Here is a 26,272-nt window from a genome sequence, read left to right as displayed (position 1 = left end):
TCCACCACGACAAGATGAACGAAAACGGAGACTGATGTGGATTTGAACCTGCAAGACAAGGTCGTCATCGTGACCGGCGGCGCCTCCGGCATCGGCGGCGCGATCAGCCTGCAACTGGCCGCCGAAGGCGCGATTCCCGTGGTGTTCGCGCGCAGCGAACCGGACCCGCAGTTCTGGACCCGCCTGACCGCCCTGCAGCCGCGTGCCGCGCTGTTCCAGCTGGAATTGCAGGACGAGGCGCGCTGCGGCGAGGCCGTGGCCGAGACCGTGCGCCGCTTTGGCCGTCTCGATGGCCTGGTCAACAATGCCGGGGTCAATGACAGCGTGGGCCTGGACGCGGGGCGCAATGAATTCGTCGCGTCGCTGGAACGCAACCTGATCCACTACTACGTGATGGCACATTACTGCGTGCCGCACCTGAAGGCCACGCGCGGCGCGATCCTGAACGTGTCTTCCAAGACGGCCCTCACCGGCCAGGGCAACACCAGCGGCTATTGCGCCTCCAAGGGCGCGCAACTGTCGCTGACCCGCGAATGGGCTGCCGCCTTGCGTGATGACGGCGTGCGCGTCAATGCCTTGATACCGGCGGAAGTCATGACCCCGCTCTACGAGAAGTGGATCGCCACTTTCGAGAATCCGCAGGAGAAGCTGGACGCCATCACCAGCAAGATCCCGCTCGGCAAGCGTTTCACGACCTCCGAGGAAATGGCCGACATGGCCGTGTTCCTGCTCTCGGGCCGCTCCTCGCATACCACCGGGCAATGGGTGTTCGTCGATGGGGGCTATACCCATCTCGACCGCGCCCTGACCTGAGGCCGCCATGCGTACCGTGCTGGCCCTCGATCTGAAGGATGATCCCGCGCTGATCGCCGAGTATGAACAGCACCATCAGCGCATCTGGCCCGAGATCGCCGCCCATTTGCGCCGACAGGGCGTGACCGGGATGGAGATCCATCGTCTCGGTACGCGCATGGTGATGGTGATGGAGACCGATGACGCGGTGTTCGACGCCGCCGCCATGGCAGCGGCCAGCGAGCGTGATCCCAAGGTGCAGGCGTGGGAAGCGCTGATGTGGCGCTTCCAGGCTGCGACACCGTGGACGCCGGCCGGAGAGAAGTGGGTGCCGATGACGCGCATCTTCGATCTGTCCGCGCAGGAAGATGGAAAAGATTAAGTTTCCATTGCAGCAAAGTTTAGTTTTTGCAAATCGCTTTCTAAGTTTTTCGCAAGGCGGTACAGTAGGTATCAGCAGGTAGCAGCAGGTAGCAGCAGGCAGCACGCAAGACCGTAGTCCCCGAACAGCAGCGACCGCAGAGTCGCGCAAACGATGGCCAGGACCTGTTCCGGCCAGCACTGCATCCGCATCCGAGGTGAGCATGCAACAAGAACACGAGACACAAGCCCGAGCAGCGGCATCGGCATCGGCTACACCGCTGATCGCCCTGCGCAATGTCAGCAAGCGCTTTCCCGGCGTGCTGGCGCTGGACAATTGCCAGTTCGAACTGGTGGCCGGTGAAGTCCACGCCCTGATGGGCGAGAACGGTGCCGGCAAATCCACGCTGATGAAGATCCTCTCCGGCGTCTACCAGCGCGACAGCGGCGACATCCTGCTCGACGGCAAACCGGTGGAGATCGCCGAGCCGCGCCAGGCGCAGGCCTTGGGCATCGGCATCATCCATCAGGAACTGAACCTGATGAATCACCTGTCGGCCGCGCAGAACATCTTCATCGGCCGCGAGCCGCGCAAGGGTTTCGGTCTCATCATCGATGAAGAGCAACTGAACCGCCAGGCCGCCGCCATCTTCGCCCGCATGCGGCTCGAGATGGATCCGCGCACGCCGGTCGGTGACCTGACCGTGGCGCGCCAGCAGATGGTGGAAATCGCCAAGGCGCTGTCCTTCGACTCGCGCGTGCTCATCATGGATGAGCCGACCGCCGCGCTCAACAACGCCGAAATCGCCGAACTGTTCCGCATCATCCGCGACCTGCAGGCGCAGGGCGTGGGCATTGTCTACATCTCGCACAAGATGGACGAACTGCGCCAGATCGCCGATCGCGTCAGCGTCATGCGCGATGGCAAGTACATCGCCACCGTGCCGATGCAGGGCACCTCCATGGACACCATCATTTCCATGATGGTGGGCCGCGCGCTCGATGGCGAGCAACGCATGCCGCCCGATACCTCCGGCAACGAAGTGGTATTGGAAGTGCGCGGACTCAATCGCGGCCGCGCCATCCGCGATGTCAGCTTCAAATTGCGCCGGGGCGAGATCCTCGGTTTCGCCGGCCTCATGGGGGCGGGCCGCACGGAAGTGGCGCGCGCCATCTTCGGTGCCGATCCGCTGGAGTCGGGCGAGATCATCATCCACGGCGGCAAGGCCGTGATCCGCCAGCCGGCCGATGCGGTGGCGCATGGCATCGGCTACCTGTCGGAAGACCGCAAGCATTTCGGACTGGCCGTGGGCATGGACGTGCAGGCCAACATCGCGCTCTCCAGCATGGGCCGTTTCACCAAGGCCGGCTTCATGGACCAGCGCGCGATTCGTGAAGTGGCGCAAGGCTACGTGCGCCAGCTGGCCATCAAGACCCCCTCGGTGGAACAGCAGGCGCGCCTGCTCTCCGGCGGCAACCAGCAGAAGATCGTGATTGCCAAGTGGCTGCTGCGCGACTGCGACATCCTGTTCTTCGATGAGCCCACGCGCGGCATCGACATCGGTGCCAAGAGCGAAATCTACAAGCTGCTCGATGCACTGGCCGAGCAGGGCAAGGCCATCGTGATGATTTCCTCCGAGTTGCCCGAGGTGCTGCGCATGAGCCATCGCATCCTGGTGATGTGCGAGGGCCGCGTGACCGGTGAACTGGCGCGTGCCGATGCCACCCAGGAAAACATCATGCAACTGGCCACGCAGCGCGAATCGGCCGTGGCGCAATAAGCGTCACCGGGCTTCCAGACATTACAAGAGAGACAGACCGATCATGGCAAACCAAATCCACTCCGCCCCTTCCGCATCCACCATGGCCAACACCGCTTCCCCCTCGGGCCTGCGCGCCCGCCTGTTCAATCCGGCCGCACGCCAGAAGCTGCTGGCCTTTGCCAGCCTGCTGCTGATGATCCTGTTCTTCAGCTTCGCCTCGCCCAACTTCATGGAGGTGGACAACCTGGTCAGCATCCTGCAGTCCACTGCCGTCAACGGCGTGCTGGCCATTGCCTGCACCTACGTGATCATCACCTCCGGCATCGATCTGTCGGTGGGCACCATGATGACCTTCTGCGCCGTCATGGCCGGGGTGGTGCTGACCAACTGGGGCATGCCGCTGCCGTTGGGCATCGCTGCGGCGATCTTCTTCGGGGCGCTCTCGGGCTGGGTTTCCGGCATGGTGATCGCCAAGCTCAAGGTGCCGCCCTTCATCGCCACGCTGGGCATGATGATGCTGTTGAAGGGCCTGTCGCTGGTGATCTCCGGCACGCGCCCGATCTACTTCAACGATACCGAGGGCTTCTCGGCCATCGCCCAGGATTCGCTGATCGGTGACCTGATTCCCTCGCTGCCGATTCCCAATGCGGTACTGATTCTGTTCATCGTCGCCATCGGTGCTTCCGTCATCCTCAACAAGACGGTGTTCGGCCGCTATACCTTTGCCCTGGGCAGCAATGAGGAAGCGCTGCGCCTGTCGGGCGTGAAGGTGGATTTCTGGAAGGTCGCGGTCTATACCTTCTCGGGAGCCATCTGCGGCATCGCCGGCCTGATCATCGCCTCCCGCCTGAATTCGGCGCAGCCTGCACTGGGCCAGGGTTACGAGCTGGATGCGATTGCCGCCGTGGTGATCGGCGGCACCTCGCTTTCGGGCGGGACCGGCACCATCCTCGGGACCATCATCGGCGCCTTCATCATGAGCGTGCTGGTCAACGGCCTGCGCATCATGTCGGTGGCGCAGGAGTGGCAGACGGTAGTGACCGGCGTGATCATCATCCTGGCCGTGTATCTTGACATCCTGCGCCGTCGCCGCCGCGCCTGAAATGATTTCTTCGTAGCAATGCAAGCCCCGCCGGAAGCGCCATTTCCGGCACTCCATCATCGATAACAAAAGGAGACGTACCGTGTTCAAGAACAAGTTACTGGCCGCTGCCCTGGGTCTGGCCTTCGCCGTCGGCACTTCGGCTGCGCACGCGCAGGAAGTGTATGTGCCGCTCATTTCCAAGGGCTTCCAGCACCAGTTCTGGCAGGCCGTGAAAGCCGGTGCCGACCAGGCCGGCAAGGACCTGAAGGTGAAGGTGACCTTTGAAGGTCCGGAAACCGAAGCCATGGTCGACAAGCAGATCGACATGCTCTCTGCCGCCCTGGCCAAGAAGCCGCAAGCCATCGGCTTTGCCGCGCTGGACAGCAAGGCGGCGATTCCGCTGTTGAAGAAGGCGCAAGCCGCCAAGATCCCGGTGGTCGCCTTTGACTCGGGCGTGGACAGCGACATCCCCGTCACTACCGCCACCACCGACAACCGTGCCGCTGCGGCACTGGCGGCCGACAAGATGGCCGAGCTGATCGGCAAGGAAGGCGAAGTCGCCGTGGTGGCACATGACCAGACCAGCCGTACCGGCGTGGATCGCCGCGATGGCTTCCTGGAGCGCATCAAGGCCAACTATCCCAAGATCAAGGTGGTCAGCGTGCAATACGGCGCGGGCGACCAGCTCAAGTCGACCGAGGTCACCAAGTCCATCCTGCAGGCCTATCCCAAGATCAAGGGCATCTTCGGTACCAACGAAGGCTCGGCCATCGGCGTGGTCAATGGTGTCAAGGAGATGAAGCGCAAGATCATCATCATCGGCTATGACTCCGGCAAGCAGCAGAAGGATGCGATCCGCGACGGCCTGATGGCTGGTGCCATCACCCAGAACCCGGTGGGGATCGGCTACAAGACCGTGGAAGCGGCGGTCAAGGCGATCAAGGGCGAGAAGCTGCCCAAGGTCATCGATACCGGCTTCTACTGGTACGACAAGAGCAACATCGACGACCCCAAGATCAAGGAAGTGCTGTACGACTGATCCGGTCGGGTGTTCTGTGGTTTCCCCGGAGTGATCCGGGGAAATCCTTAAGTTTCTGCTTTCCCGTTTCTAAGTTTTCATCCAGAAAAAACTAAGAGATGCGGAGACGCTTCATTCTCCTCCTCCCTCCCGAGACCGCGCCATGAAACCCCTTCGCATCGACGCCCATCAGCATTTCTGGCGCTATCGCGCCGACGACTATCCCTGGATCGGCAAGGGCATGGAGCTGCTGGCCTGTGATCGTCTGCCAGGGCAGCTGCATCCGGTGCTGGATGCCGAAGGGCTGCATGCCTCCATTGCGGTGCAGGCCCGCGTGGGACGTGAAGAAACCGGCTTCCTGCTGGACCTGGCGCGTGCCGATCGCCGCATCGCCGGCGTGGTGGGCTGGGAGGATCTGTCTTCGCCGCACCTGGCTGCCAACGTCGCGCAATGGGGACGGGACAAGCTGGTCGGCTTCCGTCATCAGATCCAGGATGAAGCCGACGTCACGGCCTTCGTCGAGGCCCCCGCCTTCAATGCCGGCATCAAGTGGCTGCAGCAGCAGGGCCTGGTGTATGACGTGCTGATCTACGCCAGGCAGATGGCCGAGGTGCAGGCCTTCTGCGCACGCCATGACCGCCACTGGCTGGTGCTGGATCACCTGGGCAAGCCAGCCCTCGTGGATTTCGGGCGAAGTGAAGCTTCCTTCAATGGATGGAAGCGCCAGCTGCGCGCACTGGCCGCCATGCCGCATGTGGCCTGCAAGTTGTCGGGGCTGGTCACCGAGGCGGATTGGCTGCGCGGATTGCGACAGAAGGATTACGACAATATTGCCCTGTGCCTGGATACGGCGCTGGAAGCCTTCGGGCCGCAGCGCCTGATGTTTGGCTCGGACTGGCCGGTGTGTCTGCTGGCTGCGTCCTATGCGACGGTGGCGGGCGTGGTCCGCGAGTGGGCGGCCACGCGCCTGTCGGCAGCGGAACAGGAGCAGCTATGGGGCGGGACCGCAGCGCGCTGCTACGGTTTGTAATACAGCAGGGCAGAAGAGGGCGGGTACCGCTGCTGGCCGCGGCGTGCCTGCCCTTTACTTCGTGAAGCCGTTGAAGGCCACGTGCAGCATGTATTTCACGATCTCGTCGCTGCTCATCTTGCTGAACTTCTGCAGGTAATCCACGGCCGGGTCACAGGTGCGGGCGTAGTAGCTGTACAACACCACATCACTGGGCAGGGCGGCATCGATCTCGCCGTTTTTCTGCGCCTCCTTCACCAGCTTTTCCAGTTGCCCGTTCAGCTTGAGCACGCGCATGACGTATTTCACGTTGCGCATGAGCATCTCGCGCACATGCGCGCTGGTCGAGGGCAGGAAGGGCAGACCCCCCTCCAGGCGCACCCGCAGCGCCCATTCCAGCATCGCTTCGAGCTTGCCGCGCGGGCTGGGAAGCGGCTCCAGCTGCGCCAGCTGGTCGATTGCCCCGTCGACGAGACGGATCATGGTCTCGCCGATCAGCTCTTCCTTGGACTTGAAATGCTTGTACAGGCTGGGCTTGGAGATGCCCACTGCACCGGCCACGTCGTCCATGGTCATCAGGTCATAGCCCTTGCTGCCCAGTACGGACGTGGCGGCATCCAGGATGGCGTTCTCCCGTAATTTGTAGGCTTGGTCCTTGAAGCTCAGTTTGCCGAAAATACTCATTGGTAGCTTAAGTTACTAATTAGTAGATTTTATTTTTCTTTGGTAGTAATCTTAGCACCTAAATCAAGGATGAGAAGCAAATAAGCGGCGCAAGCGGCCAAAAAGGTCCGCGGCAAGCGCCGCCCCGGTCACCAAAGCAGCACGGGCCAGCAGGGCAGGGAAACATTCCCATGGACTGGCAACGGCAGAACTTCAATAACAAAGACATAGGCGGGCAAGTTTTCATGAATCCAAACGCAGCAGCCATCGAGCAGGGCACAGGACAGCGCATCGCCGTCATCGGGGCCGGTATTTCCGGCCTGGCGAGCGCCTACCTGCTGGCGCGCAAGCATCAGGTCGTGCTGTTCGAGTCCGCCCCGACGCTGGGCGGCCATGCCAATACCGTGGAGATCGCGCCGGAGGGCGTCCCCTTCCCGGTCGATACCGGGTTCCTGGTCTTCAATGACTGGACCTATCCCAACCTGATCGCGCTGTTCGAGGAGCTGAAGGTCGAGACCTACGATACCGACATGTCCTTCGGCGTCTCGATGGATGAAGGCAGTTTCGAATGGGCCGGCACCAATCTGGATACCGTCTTCGCTCAGCGCAAGCGGCTGCTGCAGCCGTCCTTCCTGGGCATGTTGCGTGACATCCTGCGCTTCAATCGTAGCGCGCACGCCAACCTTGCTGCCTGCGAGGGGCGTCCGGTGACCTTGCGGCAGTTGCTGGAAGAGGGCGGCTATGGCGTCCTGTTCGGTGATGCCTATCTGATCCCGATGGCGGCGGCGATCTGGTCCAGCTCGCCCTCGGACATTCTCGATTTCCCGGCGGCGACCTTTCTGCGCTTCTGCATCAATCACGGCCTGCTGCAGGTCAACAACCGTCCGCGCTGGCGCACCGTGCGCGGCGGTTCGCGCGAATACGTGCGCCGCATCGCCGCCACCCTTGACGATGTGCGCCTGGGCAGCCGCCTCATCAGCGTTACCCGCAACGAGCAGGGCGTGCTGGTGCGCAGTGGCGGTGCCGAGCCGCGCGAGGAACAGTTCGACGCGGTAGTCTTCGCCACCCACGCACCGCAGACCCTGGCGCTGCTGCAGGACGCCACCATCGAAGAACATCAGGTGCTGTCGGCCGTGCGTTATCAGGCCAATACCGCCTGGCTGCACAGCGACGTCTCGCTCATGCCGCAACTGGACAAGGTCTGGTCGGCCTGGAATTACCTTGGTTCGCGCCACAGCGATGGCAGCCGCGCGGTGTGCGTGAGCTACTGGCTCAACCGCCTGCAGGATCTGCCCTGCAAGACCGACATCGTGCTCACCCTGAATCCGCCCCAGCCACCCAACCCGGCGACGGTGATGGGGCGTTTCGATTACGAGCATCCGGTCTTCGACCAGCCCGCCATCGATGCCCAGCGCCGCCTGCCGGAGATCCAGGGCAAGCATCGTGCGTGGTTCGCCGGTGCGTGGACCGGTTACGGCTTCCATGAAGATGGCCTGAAATCCGCCCTGCGCGTGATCCGGGACTTCGGCGTGACGCCCGATTGGGCTGCGCCATGAGCACTTCGCTGACCTCCCGCACCGACGCGCCCGCGCTGTTGTTGAGCGGGCAGGTGATGCATCAGCGTTTGCGTCCGGTGCTGCACAAATTTGTCTATCCGGTGTTCTGCGTGCGCCTCGATCTGGCGCGCCTCAACGAAGCGGGCAATGCCTGGTTCGGCGTGGATCGCCGCCGCCTGATGTGCGTGCGCACGCGCGACTATGGTCCGCGCGATGGCAGCGATCTGGCCGGCTGGGTGCGCGGTCATCTGCAACAGGCCGGGCTGCCGCACGATGGCGCGATCTGGCTGCAGACCTTTCCGAGGTTGTTCGGCTTCGTGTTCAATCCGGTCAGCTTTTTCCTGTGCCATGACCGTGAAGGTCAGCTGCGAGCGGTGCTGGCCGAGGTCAACAATACCTTTGGCGAGACCCAGCACTACCTGCTGTCGGCACCCGGACAGGGTGTCATCGACGAGCACACGCGGCTGGTCTGCAACAAGCTCATGCATGTATCGCCCTTCTGCGAGGTGAGCGGTTTCTATCGTTTCCGCTTTCGCGACCAGGCACGGCATGAGGACGCGGGCGGGAATACCGCCTTCGTCGGCATCGACTATTACGACCACGGCCATCCGTCGGAAGTGGCGCAGGGTTTGCAGCCCCTGATGCGCACCTCGGTCGGCGGCCATCTGCATCCCCTGACCGCGGCCACGGCCTTCGGCGCGCTGTGTGCGCAGCCGTTCCTGACGCTGGGCGTGGTCGCCCGTATCCACTGGCAGGCCTTGCTGTTGTGGCGCAAGCGCGTGCCCTGGTTCAGCAAGCCCGAGCGCGTCGCAGCCGCAGGTACTTCTTCTGGAAAGGAAACCCTATCGTGAATCGTATCCCCGCATTGCAGACTACCGGCCGCCGCGCCGGCCCGATTTCGGCCCGCCTGTTCCTGGCGATGCTGGAGCGCCTCAGCCACGGCCACCTGGAACTGATCACACCGCACGGCACCACGCTGACCTTCGGCGATCTGCGCCAACCGCCCAGCGCGCAACTGCGCATCCTCGACTGGCGCGCCTGCGCTGCCATCCTGCGCGCCGGTGACATCGGCTTCGGCGAAGCCTACGGCAATGGCTGGGTGGAAACGCCCGACCTGGCCGCGCTGCTGCGCCTGGCCATGCGCAACCGTGCGATGCTTGCCAGCGCGGTCGAAGGCGGACGCCTGGCCTCGCTGTGGTACCGCCTGCGCCACCTGCTGCGCTCCAACACACGCAGCGGCAGCCGCCGCAATATCCATGCGCATTACGACCTGGGCAATGATTTCTATCGCCTGTGGCTGGACCCGACCATGACCTATTCGTCGGCCATCTTCACCGAGCCCTGCCAGAGCCTGGCCTCGGCACAGGCCGCCAAGTATCAGCGCATCGTTGACCAGCTTGGCTTGCAGGCGGGCGATCGCGTGCTGGAAATCGGCTGCGGCTGGGGCGGCTTTGCCGAACATGCGGCGCGCCTGGGCATCCGTGTGCATGGCGTGACGATCTCGCCGTCGCAGCTGGCTTTTGGCCAGGAGCGCATGCGCCACCAGCAGCTCGATCACCTGGCGCATCTGGAACTGTGCGACTACCGGGATCTGGATGGGAAATACGATGCCATCGTGTCCATCGAAATGTTCGAAGCCGTCGGCGAGCGTTTCTGGCAAACGTATTTCGATACCGTGTCGGCCCGCCTGAAAGCCGGTGGCCGTGCGCTGATCCAGTCGATCACCATCGATGAAGCGGTGTTCGAACGCTATCGCGACAGCGCCGACTTCATCCGCGAATTCATTTTCCCTGGCGGCATGCTGCCCAGCCATGAGCGCTTCTCGCGTTGCGCGCTGCGCGCCGGCCTGAGCACGCGTGACCGCTTCCATTTCGGCCGTGATTACGCCGAGACCCTGCGCCGCTGGAACGACGCCTTCCAGGCCCAGCGCGAGACCATCGCCGCGCAAGGTTTCGATGAGCGTTTCCGCCGCCTGTGGCAGCTGTATTACGTGTTCTGCGAAGTGGGCTTCGATGAAGGCCAGACCGATGTGGTGCAGTTCCTCTTGCAAAAGGAGTGAGTCATGAATGCCAAGCTGATGCGCACGGGCCTGCCCGCGCGCCTGTGGAAGGGGATCGCGCTGGTGCTGCTGGCGCTGGTGCTCGGTGGCTGCGCCTCGCAGCAGATATCGGACTACGCCGCCAAGACGCCGGTGTTCGATCCGGCGGTGTTCTTCAAGGGCCGTACCGAGGCCTGGGGCATGTTCCAGAAACGCGGTGGCGAAGTGGCGCGGCGTTTCCATGTGGTCGTGACCGGTACCGTGGACGGCAACACGCTGACGCTGGACGAGCGTTTCCGCTATGACGACGGCGAGATCCAGACCCGCGTCTGGACCTTGGTGCGCCAGCCCGACAACAGCTGGCGCGGCCGTGCCGGTGACGTCATCGGCACGGCCATCGGCCACACCGCCGGCAATGCCTTGCACTGGAATTACACGCTGCTGCTGCCGGTCAATGACAAGCAATACGAAGTCCAGATGGATGACTGGATGTACCAGATGGATGAACGCACCCTCATCAACCGCACCAGCATGAGCAAGTTTGGTGTGGAAGTGGGCCAGGTCACGTTGTTCTTCCGCAAGGAGGGTGTATGAATACCCAGTCCAAGCCCCTGCCCAAGGAGGCTGCCGGAGCCGCCGGCGAGCGTGCTCCGATCTCGCGCCCCGCCGTGTTGTTCGGCCCGATGAACCAGCCGGTCAGTGACCTGCGCGGCCTGCGCATCTGGCTGGTCGGGGCCTCCAGCGGCATTGGTGCCGAACTGGCGCGCCAGGCGTTGCAGGCAGGTGCCCGCGTGGCCTTGTCGGCGCGCCGTGCGGACGTATTGCAGGAGGTCGCGGCAGCCCACAAGAATGCCTTCATCGCGCCGCTGGATGTGCTTTGCCACGATGCCTGGCGCGACCAGCATGCGCGCATCGTTGAGGCCTTCGGCGGTGTTGACCTGCTGGTGTTCTGCGCGGCCAAGTATCGCCCGGAGCGCACATGGGAGGTTCAGGAGGAGGAAGCCGAGCACACCTTGCGCACCAACGTCGCCAGTGTGTATTCGGCGCTGGGTGCGGCGCTGCCCGACATGCTGGCACGTGGCAGCGGCGGCATCGCGCTGGTGGCCAGCGTGGCCGGCTATGTGGGGCTGCCGGGCGCGACCGTATATGGTCCCGGCAAGGCGGCGCTGATCAATCTCGCGGAAATTCTTTATAGCGATTTGCGGCCCAAGGGATTGAATGTGTATCTGGTCAATCCGGGCTTCGTGAAGACCGACCTGACCGACAAGAATGATTTCCCCATGCCGGCCATCCAGACGCCGCAGCAGGCGGCCACCGCCATCTGGCGCGGAATCTCCGAAGGCCGCTTCGAGATCCACTTCCCACGGCGCTTCACGGCCTGGCTGAAGATACTGCGCCTGCTGCCGTTCCGGCTGCGCTTCATGTTGTTCCAGCGCTTCATGCTGAGCTGACCATGCAGCATCTTGACCGCTTGCTGGACTGGTATGGCGCGCTGGATCGCAGCAGCCTGGAACGGATTGGGGAATTTTATTCGCCGGAGGCTTTGTTCAAGGATCCTTTCAATGACATCAAGGGCCTGCGATCCATCCGCGCCATCTTTGCGCACATGTTCGAGACCACCGAGGATCCGAGATTCGTGATCCTGGAACGCATGGGGCAGGGTGAGCAGGCCTTTGCCACCTGGCGTTTCGAGTTTCGGCTGAAGGGCCGTTTCTACACGGTGCTGGGGGCGACGCATTTCCGCTTCGATGCGGCGGGCCTGGTGACCGAGCATCGCGATTACTGGGATGCGGCTGAAGAGCTCTGGCAGAAATTGCCGGTCATTGGCGGGCCGGTGAAGTGGTTGCGGGGGAAGTTCAGGGCGACCACTTATTGATGGCGCGTCTGGTCTGTTCTGCCCGGAGCTGGCAACTTCTCAATGACCCGTGTGTGGAAATTAATTCCACAATGCCGCCTGTCGATTCGCGTACCGGGTGCCAGTCAGGAACGGAATCAAGCGACTGACTGCAGGTCCGACTCTCAGGGCCATGCCGGATGCACCTACTGCGCGCTCTGCGGCAACTGCCGCAAGGATTGCAATGAGGGCATCGCATTCCACGCCATCAAGGCCGCTTCCTGCTGCGGCCCATTGGCTTGCAACCATTGCGCCATGTCGTTGCCAGCCTGCTGCCCATAGATCCGATGCGAGTGAATGAGGATGAAACCCGTCCCCTCCACCAGCACGAAGCGCGCGAAGACTGCCTCCAGAAAACCCGGATTGCCCAGCACTGCTGCGATGTAGTGTTCGGCGGGCCGGGTGTCGGAGCGGGGCAGCGAATTGATGCGGACCACCTTGCCCGCCGCCTGGTAGCGCTTGAGCACGAGGTTGGCCAGCTGCGCCAGCTTGTCGCCATCGGTGGCCTGCTCGACGACATTGATGGTGACCATGTCGGTCCAGTGGTTCAGGTCGGTTTCCGCAGGTGGCGTAAATTCGTTCTGGCCATTCTTTGACCAGCGATGCAGGTAGTTGACGTTGTCGAACGTCAACGCCTCAGCGCCGGCGGCCAGCGCCAGTGCAGGAATCAGGGTCAGGATCGCGGCGATGTTGCGCAGCGGGCGTAGCAGGAAAGTGGTTTGAGGCATGGCGAACTCCTTGTTCTTGCAGGAGGGAATTATAAGTTGACCGCCGCGCACTCGCCGTCAATCCGTCGTGCTCGGCGTCCAGAAAGCCTGCTTCACGGCAGGCAAGGCCAGCAGACGTTCCACCAGCGCATCGAGTTCATCGCCATCCACGGAGGTCGCCGCCAGGGTGGCTTCGATTTCCACTTCATCCTCCGTAAAGGGCCGCACATCCAGTCCATGCGTAGGATGGCGGCTCTGTTCCAGCATGTCGGTGACGGCCATGAGCACGCGCTTCTGGTGCGCGCTTTCCACGATCAGGTGGATGGTGTTGGTCACTTCCACCGAAGGCACATCCAGCGGCTTGCGGTTGATGGTGTTGACCACCGGGCGCAGCAGGGTATTGGCGGCCAGCACGAAGATGGTGGCCAGGATCGCTTCCAGGATCAGGTCGGCCCCCGCCGCTGCTCCCACTGCGGCCGAGCCCCACAAGGTGGCCGCAGTATTGATGCCGCGCACATTGCCTTCCTCGCGCATGATCGCGCCCGCGCCAAGGAAGCCCACGCCCGAAACCACATAAGCCACCACATGCACCGCCCCTTCGTGACCGCCCATGCGATTGGCCATGTCGACGAAGACCGCCGCGCCCAGGGCCACCAGCACATTGGTGCGCAGTCCGGCAGTGCGTTGCCGGTACTGGCGTTCCAGCCCGATCAGGCCACCCAGGATGAAGGCGGCGGTGAGGCTGATCGAGGTATCGAGCAGGGATTCGAGATTGATGTTGGCGATGATTTGCATGGGACTTCCGGTACGTTCATGAGGCCGCACGAGGGCCGGGCTGCGCAATGGTGCGCGATGATGCCCCAGAAATGCAACAGGGACATGACAAATTCCGGATCATCCATTGCGCTTCTCGTCCCCTGCACGCGGCATCGACACGAACTACAATCGCCAATCCCGTGCGAGAGGTCGAATTTTTTCCGCGCGGCAAGATCACTTATCCACAAGGAGTTTCCATGAGCAGCAAAGTAGCCCTGATCACCGCCGCCGGCAGCGGCATGGGTGCCGCCGCCGCGCGCCGCCTGGCGGCCGATGGCTTCCAGGTCGGCATCCTGTCTTCCTCCGGCCGTGGCGAGGCGCTGGCCGCCGAGCTGGGCGGCATCGGCGTGACCGGCTCGAACCAGTCTGTGGACGACCTGCAAAAACTGGTCGACCAGGCCGTGGCCCGCTGGGGCCGCGTGGATGTGCTGGTCAACAGCGCCGGCCATGGTCCGCGCGCTCCCATCCTCGACATCACCGACGAAGACTGGCATCGCGGCATGGAGACCTACCTGCTCAACGTCATCCGTCCCACGCGCCTGGTGACGCCGCTGATGCAGGCACAGGGTGGCGGGGCCATCATCAACATCTCGTCGGCCTGGGCCTTCGAACCCTCCGACATGTTCCCGACCTCAGCGGTATTTCGCGCTGGCCTGGCCGCGTTCACCAAGCTCTTCGCCGACAAGTACGCGCCGGAAAACATCCGCATCAACAACGTCCTGCCGGGCTGGATCGACAGCCTGCCACAACGTGAGGAACGCCGCGCCGGCGTGCCCATGCAGCGCTATGGCACCAGCGAGGAAGTGGCCGCGACCATCGCTTTCCTGGCTTCCTCCGGTGCGGGCTACATCACCGGCCAGAACATCAAGGTCGATGGCGGATTGATGCGTTCGGTGTAATACAGCCATCCCGACCGACACGACGGCCCTGCTTTGCAGGGCCGTTTTGCTGCGCGGCATCGTATTTCATTCTCCACCCCTTCTTGCGCAAAAAAGTATCAGTCCTTCCTCGCTGGTGATGTAGAAGCCGCAGCCAGAGGGGCACTAAGATGCAGCACATGATGAAAACTGACAACAGCGATTTGTCAGTTTCAATAAGGAAAATGCTCTCGATTGAGAGGAGACACGATGCAGCCCGACCTGGAACTGGTCCATATCCGCAAGGGCGAATCCTTTGCGGCATGGATGCACGGCTACCCCTTCCGTACCGTGCGCTGGCACTACCATCCCGAGTACGAGATCCACCTCGTGGTGGCGACCTCGGGACGTTTCTACGTCGGTGACCACATCGGCGACTTCGCGCCGGGCCAGCTGGTGATGACCGGCCCCAATCTTCCGCAGAACTGGATTTCCGATATCGGCCGCGATGAGGTGGTCCCCGTGCGCTCGCTGGTGATCCAGTTCCCCGAGCAGCTGGTGGAACAATGCGCCGCCAGCATCCCCGAGATGGAAGCCATCATGCCGCTGCTCGAACGCAGCCATCGCGGCCTGCTGTTCGATGCCGCCACCAGCGACACGGTGCGTCCGCTGATGCAGCGCCTGATCGACCAGCGCGGCTTGAAGCGCCTCGCCCTGTTCTGGGAAATCCTCGACGTGCTGGCCAATTCGCCCGAGCCGGAAGTGCTGGCCAGTCTCTCCTACAAGCTGGACCTGTCGGGCGTGAACAGCAGCGGACTCAACCGCGCCATCGCCTATCTGCGCGAACATCTCACCGATGATATCGGCGAACAGGACCTGGCCGACATGGTGGGGCAGAACCTGAGCACCTTCTCGCGCGCCTTCAAGCGCCACACGGGAACCACGCTGGTGCGCTACAAGAACCAGCTGCGCGTGGATCTGGCCTGTCTCGCGCTGCTCAACAATCCGGAAGCACGCATCACCGACATCTGCTACGAGACCGGTTTTTCCAATCTCTCCAATTTCAACCGCCACTTCCAGAAGATCAAGGGCATGTCGCCTTCGGAGTTTCGCAATACCTTTGCCAGCAACGGCCTCTTTGCCGCGACCGGGTAGCGTCGGACGCACGCCGTAAATCACTTAAATCATTTAAATCATTTAAAAATTTCCTCGCCAGGGAAAAACGCATTCAGGAAAGCCCCGGCTTTCCCGAACAGGACAGGTGTTGCCTGTCACTTCGCAACGAGCATGCCGGGTAATCCCGTCATCAAGCACACACCAACAACAATGGAGACTGCAATGAAGAAAGCACTGACCGCACTGGCCTTGTCCACCGCCACGCTGGTGGCATTCACCGCACCGGCGAGCGCCCAGGAACTGTCCAAGCTCAAGATCGGCATGAGCTTCCAGGAAATGAACAATCCGTATTTCGTCTCGATGAAAAAGGCCCTCGATGATGCGGCCAAGTCCTTCGGTGCCAAGGTCATCGTCACCGATGCTGCTCATAACGTGGCCAAGCAGATCGCCGACATCGAAGACATGCTGCAGCAGAACATCGACATCCTGCTCATCAACCCGACCGACTCCGCCGGCGTGGAAGCCGCAGTCAAAGCCGCCAAGGCGCGCAACGTGATCGTGGTGGCGGTCGATGCCAATGCCGCCGGTCCGGTGGACATGTTCGTCGGTTCCAAGAACAAGGATGCCGGCTACCAGTCCTGCCGCGCACTGGCCGATGCCATCGGTGGCAAGGGCGAAGTGGCGATCCTCGACGGCATTCCCGTCGTGCCCATCCTGCAGCGCGTGGAAGGCTGCAAGCAGGCCCTCGGTGAATACAAGGACATCAAGCTGGTGGCCACCCAGAACGGCCGCCAGGACCGCTCGGTGGCGCTGGGCGTGGTGGAGAACATGATCCAGTCGCGCCCCAACCTGAAGGGCATCTTCTCCGTCAATGACGGCGGTGCGATGGGCGCACTGGCCGCCATCCAGGGCAGCGGCAAGGACATCAAGCTGACCTCGGTGGACGGCGCGCCCGAAGCCGTCAAGGCGATTGCCGATGGCGGGCCGTTCATCGAGACCACCGCGCAATTCCCGCGCGACCAGGTGCGCGTGGGCCTGGCCATGGCACTGGCCAAGAAGTGGGGCGCACGCGTGGTGCCCAAGGAAGTACCCATCGACGTCATGCCGGTGACCAAGAAGAACGCGGCCGGCTTCAGCTGGTAAGCCGCTGGCGCGGCGGGCATGGTCCGTCGCGCCTTCCTTTCCCTTGATGGAGGCAGCCATGCTCCAACTGACTGGTATCAAGAAAAACTTCGGCCCGGTGACGGTGCTGCGCGGCGTGGACCTGCAGGTGCGCGCCGGTGAAGTGCACGCGCTGCTGGGCGAGAACGGCGCGGGCAAGTCCACGCTGATGAAGATCCTGTGCGGCATCGTTACCCCCGATGCGGGCGAGATCCGCATTGATGGACAGGCCCGCCGCTTTGCCAGCTATCACGAGGCCATCGCCGCCGGTGTCGGCGTGGTGTTCCAGGAATTCTCGCTGATCCCTTATCTGGATGCGGTGGACAACATGTTCCTCGCACGCGAGTTGCGCAGTCCGTTCGGCCTGCTGCAGCGTGCCGCCATGAAGCGCCGCGCGGCGCAGATCATCGCACAGCTGGGCGTGGAAATTCCGCTGGACGTACCGGTATGCAAGCTCTCGGTGGCGCAGCAGCAGTTCGTCGAGATCGCCAAAGCGCTGGCGCTTGATGCCCGCATCCTGGTGCTGGACGAACCGACCGCGACCCTCACGCCCGGTGAGGTCGAGCACCTGTTCAAGGTGATGCGCGGCCTGCGTGAGCAGGGCGTGGCGATCATCTTCATCTCGCACCACCTGGAAGAAATCTTCGAGATCTGCGACCGCATCACCGTGCTGCGCGATGGTGCCTACATCGGCAGCTGTGCCGTGAGTGAAGTGGACCAGGCGCGTCTGGTGGAGATGATGGTGGGGCGGCGCATCGAGAACTGCTTCCCGCCCAAGGCGACGGCCGTCCCTGCAAGCGACGTGGTGCTGGAAGTGCAGGCCTTGCAGCTCAAGCGCAATGGCCCGGTGTCGAGTTTCCAGTTGCGGCGCGGCGAGATCCTGGGCTTTGCCGGCCTGGTCGGCTCGGGCCGCACCGAGACCGTGCTGGCCATGCTGGGCGCGCATCCGGCGGTGCAATGCAAGCTCTCCATGCACGGTGTGCCGCTGCGCTTTGCCGATCCGGCACAAGCTCTGCAAGCAGGCATCGGCCTGCTGCCGGAAAGCCGCAAGGAGCAGGGACTCATCACCAGCTTCCCCATCCTGCACAACATCTCGCTGAACAATTACGGCAAGTATCGCTTCGGCGGCCTGTTCCTGGATCGCCGCCGCGAAGCCGAAGCGACCCGCTTCGCCATGCAGCGCGTGCGCGTGAAAGCGCCGGATGCGCAGGCGCGGGTCGATACGCTGTCCGGCGGCAACCAGCAGAAGGTGGTGATCGCACGCTGGATCAATCACAACATGCAGGTGCTGATTTTCGATGAACCCACACGCGGCATTGATGTAGGTGCCAAGGCCGAGATTTATCAGCTCATGCGCGAATTCACCGCGCAGGGCTATTCCATCATCATGATTTCTTCCGAGTTGCCGGAGGTGGTCGGCATGTCCGACCGGGTCTGCGTCTTCAAGGGCGGCGGCATCGTGGCCACCGTCGAAGGCGATGCCGTGACCGCCGAAGAAATCATGACCCATGCCACCACCGGGAGACTCCACCATGCAGCATGAAGCCAATACCCTGGGCAGCGCCCCCGTGCGCGCCTCATCGCAGGCGCGCTGGCGCGCCCTGATCCATTCACCGCTGGCACTGCCGCTGGCCGGGCTGGTCGTGGTCTCGCTCCTGATGGGGCTGGCCTCGGACAATTTCTTCACCGTCTCCAACTGGCTCAACGTGCTGCGCCAGGTCTCCATCGTCGGCATCCTCGCCGTGGGCATGACCTTCGTCATCCTCACCGGCGGCATCGATCTCTCGGTCGGTGCGGCCATGGCGCTGGCCGGCACTTTGTCGGCCGGGCTGATCGTCAACAGCGGCCTGCCCGCACCGGTCGCGCTGCTGGCCGGCATCGCACTGGCCGTAGGCATCGGCCTGCTCAACGGCGCACTGGTGGCCTGGGGCCGCATGCCTGCCATCATCGTCACGCTGGCCACCATGGGCGTGGCGCGCGGGGTCGGGCTGATCTACTCGGGCGGCTATCCGATCTCCGGTTTGCCGGGCTGGATCTCGTGGTTCGGCGTGGGCCGCATCGGCCTGATCCCGGTGCCGGTGATCCTGATGCTGGTGGTTTATGCACTGGCCTGGGTGCTGCTGCAGCGTACGCCCTTCGGCCGCCATGTCTATGCCATCGGCGGCAACGAGATGGCGGCGCGTCTGTCGGGCGTGAAGACCACGCGTATCAAGCTGGCGGTGTATGCGATTTCCGGTTTTACCTCGGGCCTGGCCGCGATCATTTTGACGGGCCGCCTGATGTCGGGCCAGCCCAATGCGGGCGTGGGCTTCGAACTGGATGCGATTGCCGCCGTGGTGCTGGGCGGCACGGCCATTGCCGGTGGACGCGGGCTGGTGGTGGGCACGCTCATCGGCGCGGTGCTGCTGGGCATCCTCAACAATGGCCTGAACCTGATGGGCATCAATCCCTACCTGCAGGACATCATTCGCGGCGTGATCATCCTGCTGGCGATCTATATCGCCCGGGAATGGCGCTGAGCATTTCCATTCCTTTTTTTCATACTTGATTTCATTCACAAGGAGACAGAACATGCCCCACTCTCTCGCAGGCAAGATCGCCGTCATCACCGGTGCCGCCTCCGGCATCGGCCTGGCCACCACCGAAAAACTGCTGGCCAATGGCGTGACCGTGGTGATGGTGGACTGGAATGCCAAGGCCCTGGACGAACTGGCAGCCCGCCTCGGTCCGCAGGCCATCCCGCAGGTCACCAATCTGCTGGACGCCGACAGCTGCGCGGCGATGGTGCCGGAGATCCTGGCCAAGGTCGATCACATCGACATCCTCTACTGCAATGCCGGCACCTACATCGGCGGCGAGCTGGTCGATACCACGCCCGAGGCCATCGACAAGATGCTCAACCTCAACGTCAATGCGGTAATGAAGAACGTGCATGCCGTGGCACCGCAAATGATCGCGCGCAAGACCGGCGACATCATCGTCACCTGCTCGGTGGCCGGGCATTTCCCGACTTACTGGGAGCCGGTCTATGCCGGTTCCAAATGGGCCATCACCTGCTTCGTGCAGACCATGCGGCGCCAGATGATTCCCCATGGCGTGCGCGTCGGACAGGTCTCGCCCGGCCCGGTGATCTCGGCGCTGCTGGCCGACTGGCCGGAAGAGAACCTGCGCAAGGCCAAGGAATCGGGCAGCCTGATCGAGCCCTCGGAGGTGGCCGATGCGGTCGAGTACATGCTGACCCGCAACCGCAATGTGACCATCCGCGATATGCTCGTGCTCCCCACCAATTTCGATCGCGTGTGAGTGAGCAACGCGGCAGGTGGCCCTTTTCCAAACCAGCGAGGAAAGATGGAGACCTATCTGATCGGCATCGATGTCGGCACCGGCTCGGCCCGGGCCGGCGTATTTGATCGCAGCGGCAAGCTGTGTGGCAGCGCGAAACATGACATCGATCTCTTCCGCGACGAGCGCCGCGCGCGCGTCGAACAATCCAGTGCCCAGATCTGGGATGCGGTATGCCATGCGGTGCGGGGTGCCGTCGCCAGGGCCGGCATCGATCCGGAAAGCGTCACCGGCATCGGCGTGGATGCCACCTGTTCGCTGGTGGTGCAAGGCGCGCCGGCGGGCGTGGGCGATGCCGGCCATCCCGAGCGCGATGTGATCGTGTGGATGGATCATCGCGCGCTGGAGCAGGCGCAGCGCATCAATGCGGGCGGGCATGCGGTGTTGTCCTATGTAGGTGGCGTGATCTCGCCGGAGATGGAAACGCCCAAGCTGCTGTGGTTGAAGGAGCAGCTGCCGGAGGTGTATCACGGGGCGGCGCATTTCTTCGATCTCACCGATTTCCTGACCTGGAAGGCGACGGGTTCGCTGCAGCGCTCGTCCTGCACCGTGACCTGCAAGTGGACCTATCTTGCCCATGAAGGGCGCTGGGATGCGGATTACTTCCGCCGCATCGGCCTGGGCGATCTGGCCGAGGAAGGCTTTGCGCGCATTGGCCAGGAAGTGGTGTGGCCCGGTACCGCTTTGCATGGCGGCTTGTCGCCCGAGGCTGCGCAGCAATTGCAGTTGCGGCCCGGCATCGCGGTGGCGGCCGGTCTGATCGATGCGCATGCGGGTGGCGTCGGCACGGTCGCTGCGCGCGGTGGTGCGGAGGATGCAGCGGCTTGCATGGCCTATGTGTTCGGTACCTCGTCCTGCACCATGACCAGCAATGCCGAGGCAGTCTTCGTGCCCGGTGTGTGGGGCCCGTATTACAACGCCATGGCCCCCGGCATGTGGCTCAACGAAGGCGGACAGTCGGCCGCGGGTGCGGCCATCGATCATCTGCTGACGCTGCATCCGGCTACGCCGCAAGCGCGCCAGCTGGCCGCTGCCGAGGGAATGGAATTGCCACAGTGGCTGGCCGCACGCGCGCTGGCCTCGGTGGCGCAGCCGGCGCAGGCAGTCTGGCTGGCCGGTCAGATCAACGTGGTGCCGGAATTCCTCGGCAACCGTTCACCGCTGGCCGATCCGCAGGCCCGTGCGGTACTGCTGGGGCTGGGCATGGAGCACGACATCGACAGCCTGGTGGCGCTCTATGTCGCCGGCTTGTGCAGCCTGGGGTATGGCCTGCGCCAGATCATCGAAGCGCAGGCGGCATGCGGGGTGCGCATTGCCAGCATTTCGGTCTCGGGCGGCGCGGGTACGCATCCGCTGACGCGCCAGTTGCTGGCCGATGCCACCGGCCTGCCGGTGGAAATCACCGCCTGTCCTGAGCCGGTGCTGCTGGGATCGGCCATGCTGGCGGCGGTTGCTGCGGGCACGCATGCCGACCTGCAGAGTGCCATGGCGGCCATGTCCAGCGTGGCCGGGCGCAATGCGCCGACAGGGGAGGCCATCGGCCGCCTGCACGAGGCGCGTTACCAGTCCTTTCTCAAGAGCCAGCACCTGGCGCGCGAGGTACGCGACAGCCTGGCCCCGCTGCTGGCGGCGCAGTCCGCGCCGGCCACAGCGGCTCACTGAATGGAGACAAGCAGATGGAATTTTCAGGAACATCGGTCATCATCACCGGGGCCGGCAAAGGCATAGGCCGCGCCTGCGCACGGTTGATGGCGCAGCGCGGTGCCGAGGTGATCGCCTTGTCGCGCACCGCCAGCGACCTGGCCAGCCTGCGCGAAGAAATCGGCTCACGCTCGGTGCAGGTCGACCTGGCCGATGCGGCCGCTGCCCGGCGGGCCATGGAGCAGGCAGGTACTGCGGACTTCCTCATCAACAGCGCCGGCATCAACGTTTTGCAATCCAGTACCGAGATGACCGATGCAGGCTATGAAGCCGTGCTGGGCGTGAACCTGCGCGCGGCCCTCATCACCTGCCAGTCCTTCGCCCGTGCGCGTATCGCGGCCGGTGGCGGCGGGGCCATCGTCAACATCACCTCCATTGCGGGCCATCGCGGCTTTGCCGAGCATCTGTGCTATGCCGCCTCCAAGGCCGGTCTGGAAGGGGCGACGCGGGTGCTGGCCAAGGAACTGGGCGCGCATGGCATCCGCGTCAATGCGGTCGCTCCCACCATCACCCTGACCGAACTGGCCGAGGCGGCCTGGAGCGATCCGGCCAAGTCGGCCCCGATGATGGTGCGCCATCCCTTGCAGCGCTTCGCCTCCGCCGAGGACGTGGCGCGCAGCATCGCCATGCTGCTGTCGGCGGATGCGGCCATGCTGACCGGGGCAGTGGTGCCGGTGGATGGCGGCTTCCTGGCGGTCTAGCGGTGCCTGCCATTGCGTGCTTCAGACGCGACAAGGGCGACCCGAAGGCCGCCCTGGCGAAGCTGCTGCGGCCGTCGCCGCGCAAACTTGACGAAACTTGACGGGATCAGCGACCGATCTGGTGCCCGATCACGCCGCCCACGGCCGCACCACCGGCCGTACCGATGCCGCTGCCACCGGTGAGGATGGCACCGCCGACGGCACCCACGGTGGCACCGATGGCAGTGTTCTTGTCGCGGGTGCTCATGTTGCTGCAGCCGGTCATGGCGGTCAGCGCGATGGCAGTGACGGAAATGGCAGCGATCTTGTGAAGTGTTTTCATGATTTTTTCCTGATCGTAAATAAAGACTTGTTCCCGAAGTTTTTTGAATGAGGGTCCGGCTCGCGCATGCTGCCTGAGGGCGGCGTGCTTGCGGGAGCGGGTATGGCAATAGACCAGCTCGATCTCGAAAAGATTCGAGTTGCAACACGTTCTCTTACAGTTGTTACATACTCTGGCCTGCGCCGTACCAGCCCTTGGGAAGAGGGTGAGAGGGCGTGTAATTTTTACAATAATCGGACCAGAGAACCTCATGACTTTGACTTCAAGCCTGCGCCGGGCCGCCCGCCTGTTGCTCACCTCCGCCACGCTGCTGCTGGCGGCCGTTCCGCTGCACGCCGCCGAACCGCCCAAGCCGGTCGAAGGCAGCTGGGTGGCACCGCGCTTCCAGTTCCATACCGGCCAGACCCTGGACAACCTGCGCCTGCACTATGTCACCCTGGGCGAGCGCAGCAACCCCGCAGTACTGGTGCTGCACGGCACCTACCAGAGCGCCGGTGCGATGCTGTCCAAGGACTTCGGCGGCCAGCTCTTTGGCCCCGGCCAGCCGCTGGATGCAAGCAAGTACTTCATCATCATTCCGGACGGCATCGGCGTGGGCAAATCCACCAAGCCTTCGGACGGCCTGCGCGCGGCCTTCCCGCAATACAACTATGACGACATGGTGCTGGCGCAATACCGCATGCTGACCGAAGGCATGGGCATTTCGCACCTGCGCCTGATCATCGGCAATTCCATGGGCGGCATGCAGACCTGGATCTGGGGCGGCACCTATCCCGGCTTTGCCGATGGCCTGGTGCCGATGGCCTCGCAGCCGACCGAAATGGCCAGCCGCAACTGGATGATGCGGCGCATGCTGGTGGAGTCGATCAAGCAGGACCCGGCCTGGAACAACGGCAACTACACCACCCAGCCGCCGTCGCTGCGCCTGGCCAACAACATGTTCGTCTTCGCCACCAATGGCGGCACGCTGGCCTACCAGGCCATCGCCGGCACCCATGCTCAGGCCGACAAGCTGGTCGACGAGCGCCTGGCCGCGCCGGTGACGGCGGATGCCAATGACTTCATCTACCAGTGGGGTTCCTCGGCCGACTACAACGCCGCGCCGGGTCTGTCGAAGATCAAGGTGCCGGTGCTGGCCATCAATTCCGCCGACGATGAACGCAACCCGCCCGAGACCGGCATCATGCAGGCCGCGCTGAAGGAAGTGCCGGGCGCACAGCTGCTGCTGATCCCGGCCAGCGCCGAGACGCGTGGCCATGGCACCACCGGCATGGCGCGCTTCTACGTGCGCGAGCTGACGCAGTTCATCCAGGGCCTGCCTGCCCGCTGACGCCGGAGCCAGTGATGCACAAGCGCAACGGGCGTGCCGGCCTGGTGCTGGCCGTGCTGCTGCTGGCCGCCGGGGTGCGGCCGGCGCAGGCCGGCACCGGCTACTACCTGGTCAGCGTCTATTCCGACCCCGGCCAGTGGACGCTGGATTACAAGTACTGGAACGCCAAGGCCAGCGTCGGCCCGCCGATCGGCTCGCCCGAGCTGGGGATCGCTTATGGCGTCAATTCGCGCTGGTACACCGAGCTGTATGGCGTGACCCAGCAGGATGCCGTGCAGGGCACGCAGATGCTGAGCATGAACTGGCAGAACGATGTCCTGCTCACGCAAGGGGAATATCCCTTCGACCTGGCCATCCACGCCGATGTCGGCCAGTATCGAAACAGCCAGCGCGACGGCTATTCACTGGAGTGGGGGCCGGCGCTGCAAACCGAATGGTGGCGCACGCAGTTCAACGCCAACCTGTTCCTGCAGCGTGACTACCGCAGCCAGCAGAACGGGCCGACACAACTGGTCTATCAATGGCAGGTGCGTCAGCACTGGCGGCCCTGGTTCAACTTCGGGCTGCAGGGCTTCGGCGAGTTGGGACGATGGGATCACTGGGCCTCGCGCGATCAGCAGTCGCATCGCGCCGGACCGGCGCTGTTCGGTACGCTGCGCATGGGGCATCAGTTCGTGAAATACGAGGCGGCTTACCTGTTCGGTTCCAATGCCACCCTCAGTGCACGTACCTTCACCATGCGGCTGCAAGTGGGCTTCTGACAGGCGCTCTGCGCCTTATCCTGCGGTGTAAAGTTCATATCCGCTCTTTCCCCGGTGCTTGACGTGATACATGGCGGCATCGGCCTGCTCCAGCAGGCGTGACAGGTCTTGCCCGTGGCTGGGATAAAGGCTGATGCCGATACTGGCGCCCAGGACGAATTGCTGGTGCCCGACCTCGATGGGGGCCGCCAGTTTGGCCAGCAGCTTCTTGGCGATTTCCGGGGCCTGGTCCTGGCGTTCCAGCTGGGTGGCGATCACGGTGAATTCATCCCCGCCCAGGCGTGCGCAGATGTCGGTGCTGCGCACCGCTTCCTTGAGCCGCTGCGCCACGCACATGAGCACCTTGTCGCCGACCGCATGGCCGGCCTGGTCGTTGACGGGTTTGAAGTTGTCCAGATCGATGTAATACACCGCCACCAGATGATGCGGACGGGTGGCCAGCAGCAGCGCCTGGTCGAACAGGTTGTTCATGAAATGCTTGTTGTAGAGGCCGGTGAGCGGATCCTTGAAGGCCATTTTGAGGGCCTTGGCCTCGGCCTGGATCAGGCGACGGTGGAACAGCGCCAGAATGGCCGTGAGCAGGCTCGTGTACTGCAGCGCTACCAGTGCCGTGCCCAGCAGGAAGCCGTAGCGCAGCCAGGGCGGATAGAAGTGTCCGATCAGCCCGCCGCTGGCCCAGTGCAGCGTCAGCGCAATACAGGCCGTGGCCATGCAGCGGCGGATCAGCGGCGGGCAGTCGAGTTTGTCGTGCAGGATCATCCACGACAGGCTGCCCAGCGCGAACACGTTGAAGAGGGCATAGCTGGTGCTCTTGATGAGCGGCAGCGCCAGCTGGTTGTCGGACCACAGCATCCACAGCCCGGCGGCGACTGCCGCCACCCCCACGGCGCGCACCAGCAGCGTTCTCTGCTGCAGATCGAAGAAGCGCACGAAGCCCATCACCAGCAGCACCTTTTCCAGGATCAGGAAACTGCCATACACCGGATTGGCCAGCGCCAGTTCACCCAGCGGCGTGAGATACAGCACCGCCAGCCGGCCCAGCAGGGCACAGCTGATGGCGGCGGCAAACCAGTTGGCACCGGGCGGTGTGCGCGGGATGCGCGCCGCCAGCAGGAACAGCGCGATGAAGACGCAATACACTCCGGCTCCGAAGGCGTGCACGATCTGATAATGCATAGCGTCCCCTTGCGCTTTGCTATCCGCCTGCCCCGGCAGGCTAGTCCCCTCTGGCGATCATAGCCAAGCGGAATGGGCGCGTACAGGGGGAAATGAAGGCTTCTT

Annotated in this window: 27 protein-coding genes; 22 read left to right on the top strand and 5 right to left on the bottom strand. The window is 63.5% G+C overall.

All coding sequences use genetic code 11. The features are described from left to right. Window positions 1-36 precede the first annotated feature (36 nt). From MKD49_RS21910 to MKD49_RS21885, 6 genes are all read left to right on the top strand, one after another. Window positions 37-813 (top strand): SDR family oxidoreductase, encoded by a 777-nt coding sequence (locus tag MKD49_RS21910; protein WP_134137211.1) that lies wholly within the window; start codon window positions 37-39, stop codon window positions 811-813. Between the two features lie 7 nt (window positions 814-820). Then, window positions 821-1,174 carry an L-rhamnose mutarotase gene (locus tag MKD49_RS21905; protein ID WP_121044363.1) on the top strand — a complete coding sequence of 118 codons (354 nt, stop codon included), beginning with the start codon at window positions 821-823 and terminating at the stop codon, window positions 1,172-1,174. 202 nt (window positions 1,175-1,376) lie between these two features. Next, window positions 1,377-2,933, top strand: a complete 1,557-nt coding sequence (locus MKD49_RS21900; protein ID WP_252697358.1) for a sugar ABC transporter ATP-binding protein — start codon at window positions 1,377-1,379, stop codon at window positions 2,931-2,933. A 43-nt stretch (window positions 2,934-2,976) separates the two neighbouring features. Further along, window positions 2,977-4,017 (top strand): ABC transporter permease, encoded by a 1,041-nt coding sequence (locus tag MKD49_RS21895; protein WP_121044357.1) that lies wholly within the window; start codon window positions 2,977-2,979, stop codon window positions 4,015-4,017. Window positions 4,018-4,099: 82 nt separating this feature from the next. Next, a complete protein-coding gene (locus MKD49_RS21890) occupies window positions 4,100-5,038 on the top strand; it encodes an ABC transporter substrate-binding protein (protein WP_209579621.1) in 939 nt (312 codons plus the stop codon). Between the two features lie 142 nt (window positions 5,039-5,180). Next, the gene (locus tag MKD49_RS21885) at window positions 5,181-6,047 is read left to right on the top strand and encodes an amidohydrolase (protein ID WP_121044349.1); all 867 of its coding nucleotides are present in this window, start codon (window positions 5,181-5,183) and stop codon (window positions 6,045-6,047) included. Window positions 6,048-6,101: 54 nt separating this feature from the next. On the opposite strand, the gene MKD49_RS21880 is transcribed toward MKD49_RS21885, so the two are convergent. Beyond that, window positions 6,102-6,710: a TetR/AcrR family transcriptional regulator gene (locus MKD49_RS21880; protein WP_252697357.1), complete on the bottom strand. Its 609-nt coding sequence runs from the start codon at window positions 6,708-6,710 to the stop codon at window positions 6,102-6,104. Between the two features lie 224 nt (window positions 6,711-6,934). On the opposite strand from MKD49_RS21880, the gene MKD49_RS21875 reads away from it, so the two are divergent. From MKD49_RS21875 to MKD49_RS21850, 6 genes are read left to right on the top strand one after another with little or no spacing between them, the layout of a single operon-like run. After that, the gene (locus MKD49_RS21875) at window positions 6,935-8,245 is read left to right on the top strand and encodes an NAD(P)/FAD-dependent oxidoreductase (protein WP_121044342.1); all 1,311 of its coding nucleotides are present in this window, start codon (window positions 6,935-6,937) and stop codon (window positions 8,243-8,245) included. Beyond that, complete coding sequence (locus MKD49_RS21870) at window positions 8,242-9,096, top strand: DUF1365 domain-containing protein (RefSeq protein WP_039789821.1); 855 nt, start codon at window positions 8,242-8,244, stop codon at window positions 9,094-9,096. The genes MKD49_RS21875 and MKD49_RS21870 overlap by 4 nt, the downstream gene beginning before the upstream one ends. Beyond that, window positions 9,093-10,304, top strand: coding sequence for a class I SAM-dependent methyltransferase (locus MKD49_RS21865; RefSeq protein WP_252697356.1), 1,212 nt, complete (start codon window positions 9,093-9,095; stop codon window positions 10,302-10,304). Before MKD49_RS21870 ends, MKD49_RS21865 begins: the two co-directional genes overlap by 4 nt. Before the next feature lie 3 nt (window positions 10,305-10,307). After that, window positions 10,308-10,877: a DUF3833 domain-containing protein gene (locus MKD49_RS21860; protein ID WP_252697355.1), complete on the top strand. Its 570-nt coding sequence runs from the start codon at window positions 10,308-10,310 to the stop codon at window positions 10,875-10,877. Beyond that, on the top strand, window positions 10,874-11,734 hold the full coding sequence (locus tag MKD49_RS21855) for an SDR family NAD(P)-dependent oxidoreductase (RefSeq protein ID WP_034340269.1): 861 nt from the start codon (window positions 10,874-10,876) through the stop codon (window positions 11,732-11,734). Before MKD49_RS21860 ends, MKD49_RS21855 begins: the two co-directional genes overlap by 4 nt. A gap of 2 nt (window positions 11,735-11,736) precedes the next feature. Beyond that, complete coding sequence (locus MKD49_RS21850) at window positions 11,737-12,159, top strand: nuclear transport factor 2 family protein (RefSeq protein WP_039789077.1); 423 nt, start codon at window positions 11,737-11,739, stop codon at window positions 12,157-12,159. A 164-nt stretch (window positions 12,160-12,323) separates the two neighbouring features. Here the strand turns inward: MKD49_RS21850 and MKD49_RS21845 are convergent, their stop codons facing one another. Beyond that, window positions 12,324-12,905: a hypothetical protein gene (locus tag MKD49_RS21845; protein WP_252697354.1), complete on the bottom strand. Its 582-nt coding sequence runs from the start codon at window positions 12,903-12,905 to the stop codon at window positions 12,324-12,326. Window positions 12,906-12,962: 57 nt separating this feature from the next. Beyond that, window positions 12,963-13,679, bottom strand: a complete 717-nt coding sequence (locus MKD49_RS21840) for an MgtC/SapB family protein (protein ID WP_121044325.1) — start codon at window positions 13,677-13,679, stop codon at window positions 12,963-12,965. Between the two features lie 218 nt (window positions 13,680-13,897). Between MKD49_RS21840 and MKD49_RS21835 the strand changes: the two genes are divergently transcribed. The 8 genes from MKD49_RS21835 (at window position 13,898) to MKD49_RS21800 (ending at window position 22,578) form a co-directional block, all read left to right on the top strand. Further along, on the top strand, window positions 13,898-14,599 hold the full coding sequence (locus MKD49_RS21835; protein ID WP_034340273.1) for an SDR family oxidoreductase: 702 nt from the start codon (window positions 13,898-13,900) through the stop codon (window positions 14,597-14,599). A gap of 228 nt (window positions 14,600-14,827) precedes the next feature. Next, on the top strand, window positions 14,828-15,712 hold the full coding sequence (locus tag MKD49_RS21830) for an AraC family transcriptional regulator (protein ID WP_252697353.1): 885 nt from the start codon (window positions 14,828-14,830) through the stop codon (window positions 15,710-15,712). Window positions 15,713-15,895: 183 nt separating this feature from the next. After that, entirely contained in the window at window positions 15,896-16,816 is a 921-nt protein-coding gene (locus MKD49_RS21825; protein WP_134221530.1) for an ABC transporter substrate-binding protein, read from the top strand. 58 nt (window positions 16,817-16,874) lie between these two features. After that, a complete protein-coding gene (locus MKD49_RS21820) occupies window positions 16,875-18,377 on the top strand; it encodes a sugar ABC transporter ATP-binding protein (protein ID WP_252697352.1) in 1,503 nt (500 codons plus the stop codon). Continuing rightward, complete coding sequence (locus MKD49_RS21815; RefSeq protein WP_371925502.1) at window positions 18,343-19,353, top strand: ABC transporter permease; 1,011 nt, start codon at window positions 18,343-18,345, stop codon at window positions 19,351-19,353. The genes MKD49_RS21820 and MKD49_RS21815 overlap by 35 nt, the downstream gene beginning before the upstream one ends. Before the next feature lie 52 nt (window positions 19,354-19,405). Then, a complete protein-coding gene (locus MKD49_RS21810; RefSeq protein ID WP_252697351.1) occupies window positions 19,406-20,137 on the top strand; it encodes an SDR family oxidoreductase in 732 nt (243 codons plus the stop codon). 45 nt (window positions 20,138-20,182) lie between these two features. Continuing rightward, window positions 20,183-21,838 (top strand): FGGY-family carbohydrate kinase, encoded by a 1,656-nt coding sequence (locus MKD49_RS21805; protein ID WP_252697350.1) that lies wholly within the window; start codon window positions 20,183-20,185, stop codon window positions 21,836-21,838. 14 nt (window positions 21,839-21,852) lie between these two features. Then, entirely contained in the window at window positions 21,853-22,578 is a 726-nt protein-coding gene (locus MKD49_RS21800) for an SDR family oxidoreductase (RefSeq protein ID WP_252697349.1), read from the top strand. 106 nt (window positions 22,579-22,684) lie between these two features. On the opposite strand, the gene MKD49_RS21795 is transcribed toward MKD49_RS21800, so the two are convergent. Then, the gene (locus MKD49_RS21795; RefSeq protein WP_006465163.1) at window positions 22,685-22,900 is read right to left on the bottom strand and encodes a glycine zipper 2TM domain-containing protein; all 216 of its coding nucleotides are present in this window, start codon (window positions 22,898-22,900) and stop codon (window positions 22,685-22,687) included. A 250-nt stretch (window positions 22,901-23,150) separates the two neighbouring features. On the opposite strand from MKD49_RS21795, the gene MKD49_RS21790 reads away from it, so the two are divergent. After that, window positions 23,151-24,230: an alpha/beta fold hydrolase gene (locus MKD49_RS21790; protein ID WP_134221535.1), complete on the top strand. Its 1,080-nt coding sequence runs from the start codon at window positions 23,151-23,153 to the stop codon at window positions 24,228-24,230. Between the two features lie 14 nt (window positions 24,231-24,244). Next, window positions 24,245-24,991, top strand: coding sequence for a hypothetical protein (locus tag MKD49_RS21785; RefSeq protein WP_252697348.1), 747 nt, complete (start codon window positions 24,245-24,247; stop codon window positions 24,989-24,991). A gap of 15 nt (window positions 24,992-25,006) precedes the next feature. On the opposite strand, the gene MKD49_RS21780 is transcribed toward MKD49_RS21785, so the two are convergent. After that, window positions 25,007-26,167, bottom strand: coding sequence for a GGDEF domain-containing protein (locus MKD49_RS21780; RefSeq protein WP_039789058.1), 1,161 nt, complete (start codon window positions 26,165-26,167; stop codon window positions 25,007-25,009). Window positions 26,168-26,272 lie beyond the last annotated feature (105 nt).

This window comes from Herbaspirillum sp. WGmk3 (genome assembly GCF_023952535.1).
Lineage (GTDB): Bacteria > Pseudomonadota > Gammaproteobacteria > Burkholderiales > Burkholderiaceae_D > Herbaspirillum > Herbaspirillum huttiense.
Note: the sequence above shows the minus strand (reverse complement) of the source record. Positions and strands in the feature narration are given on the sequence as shown.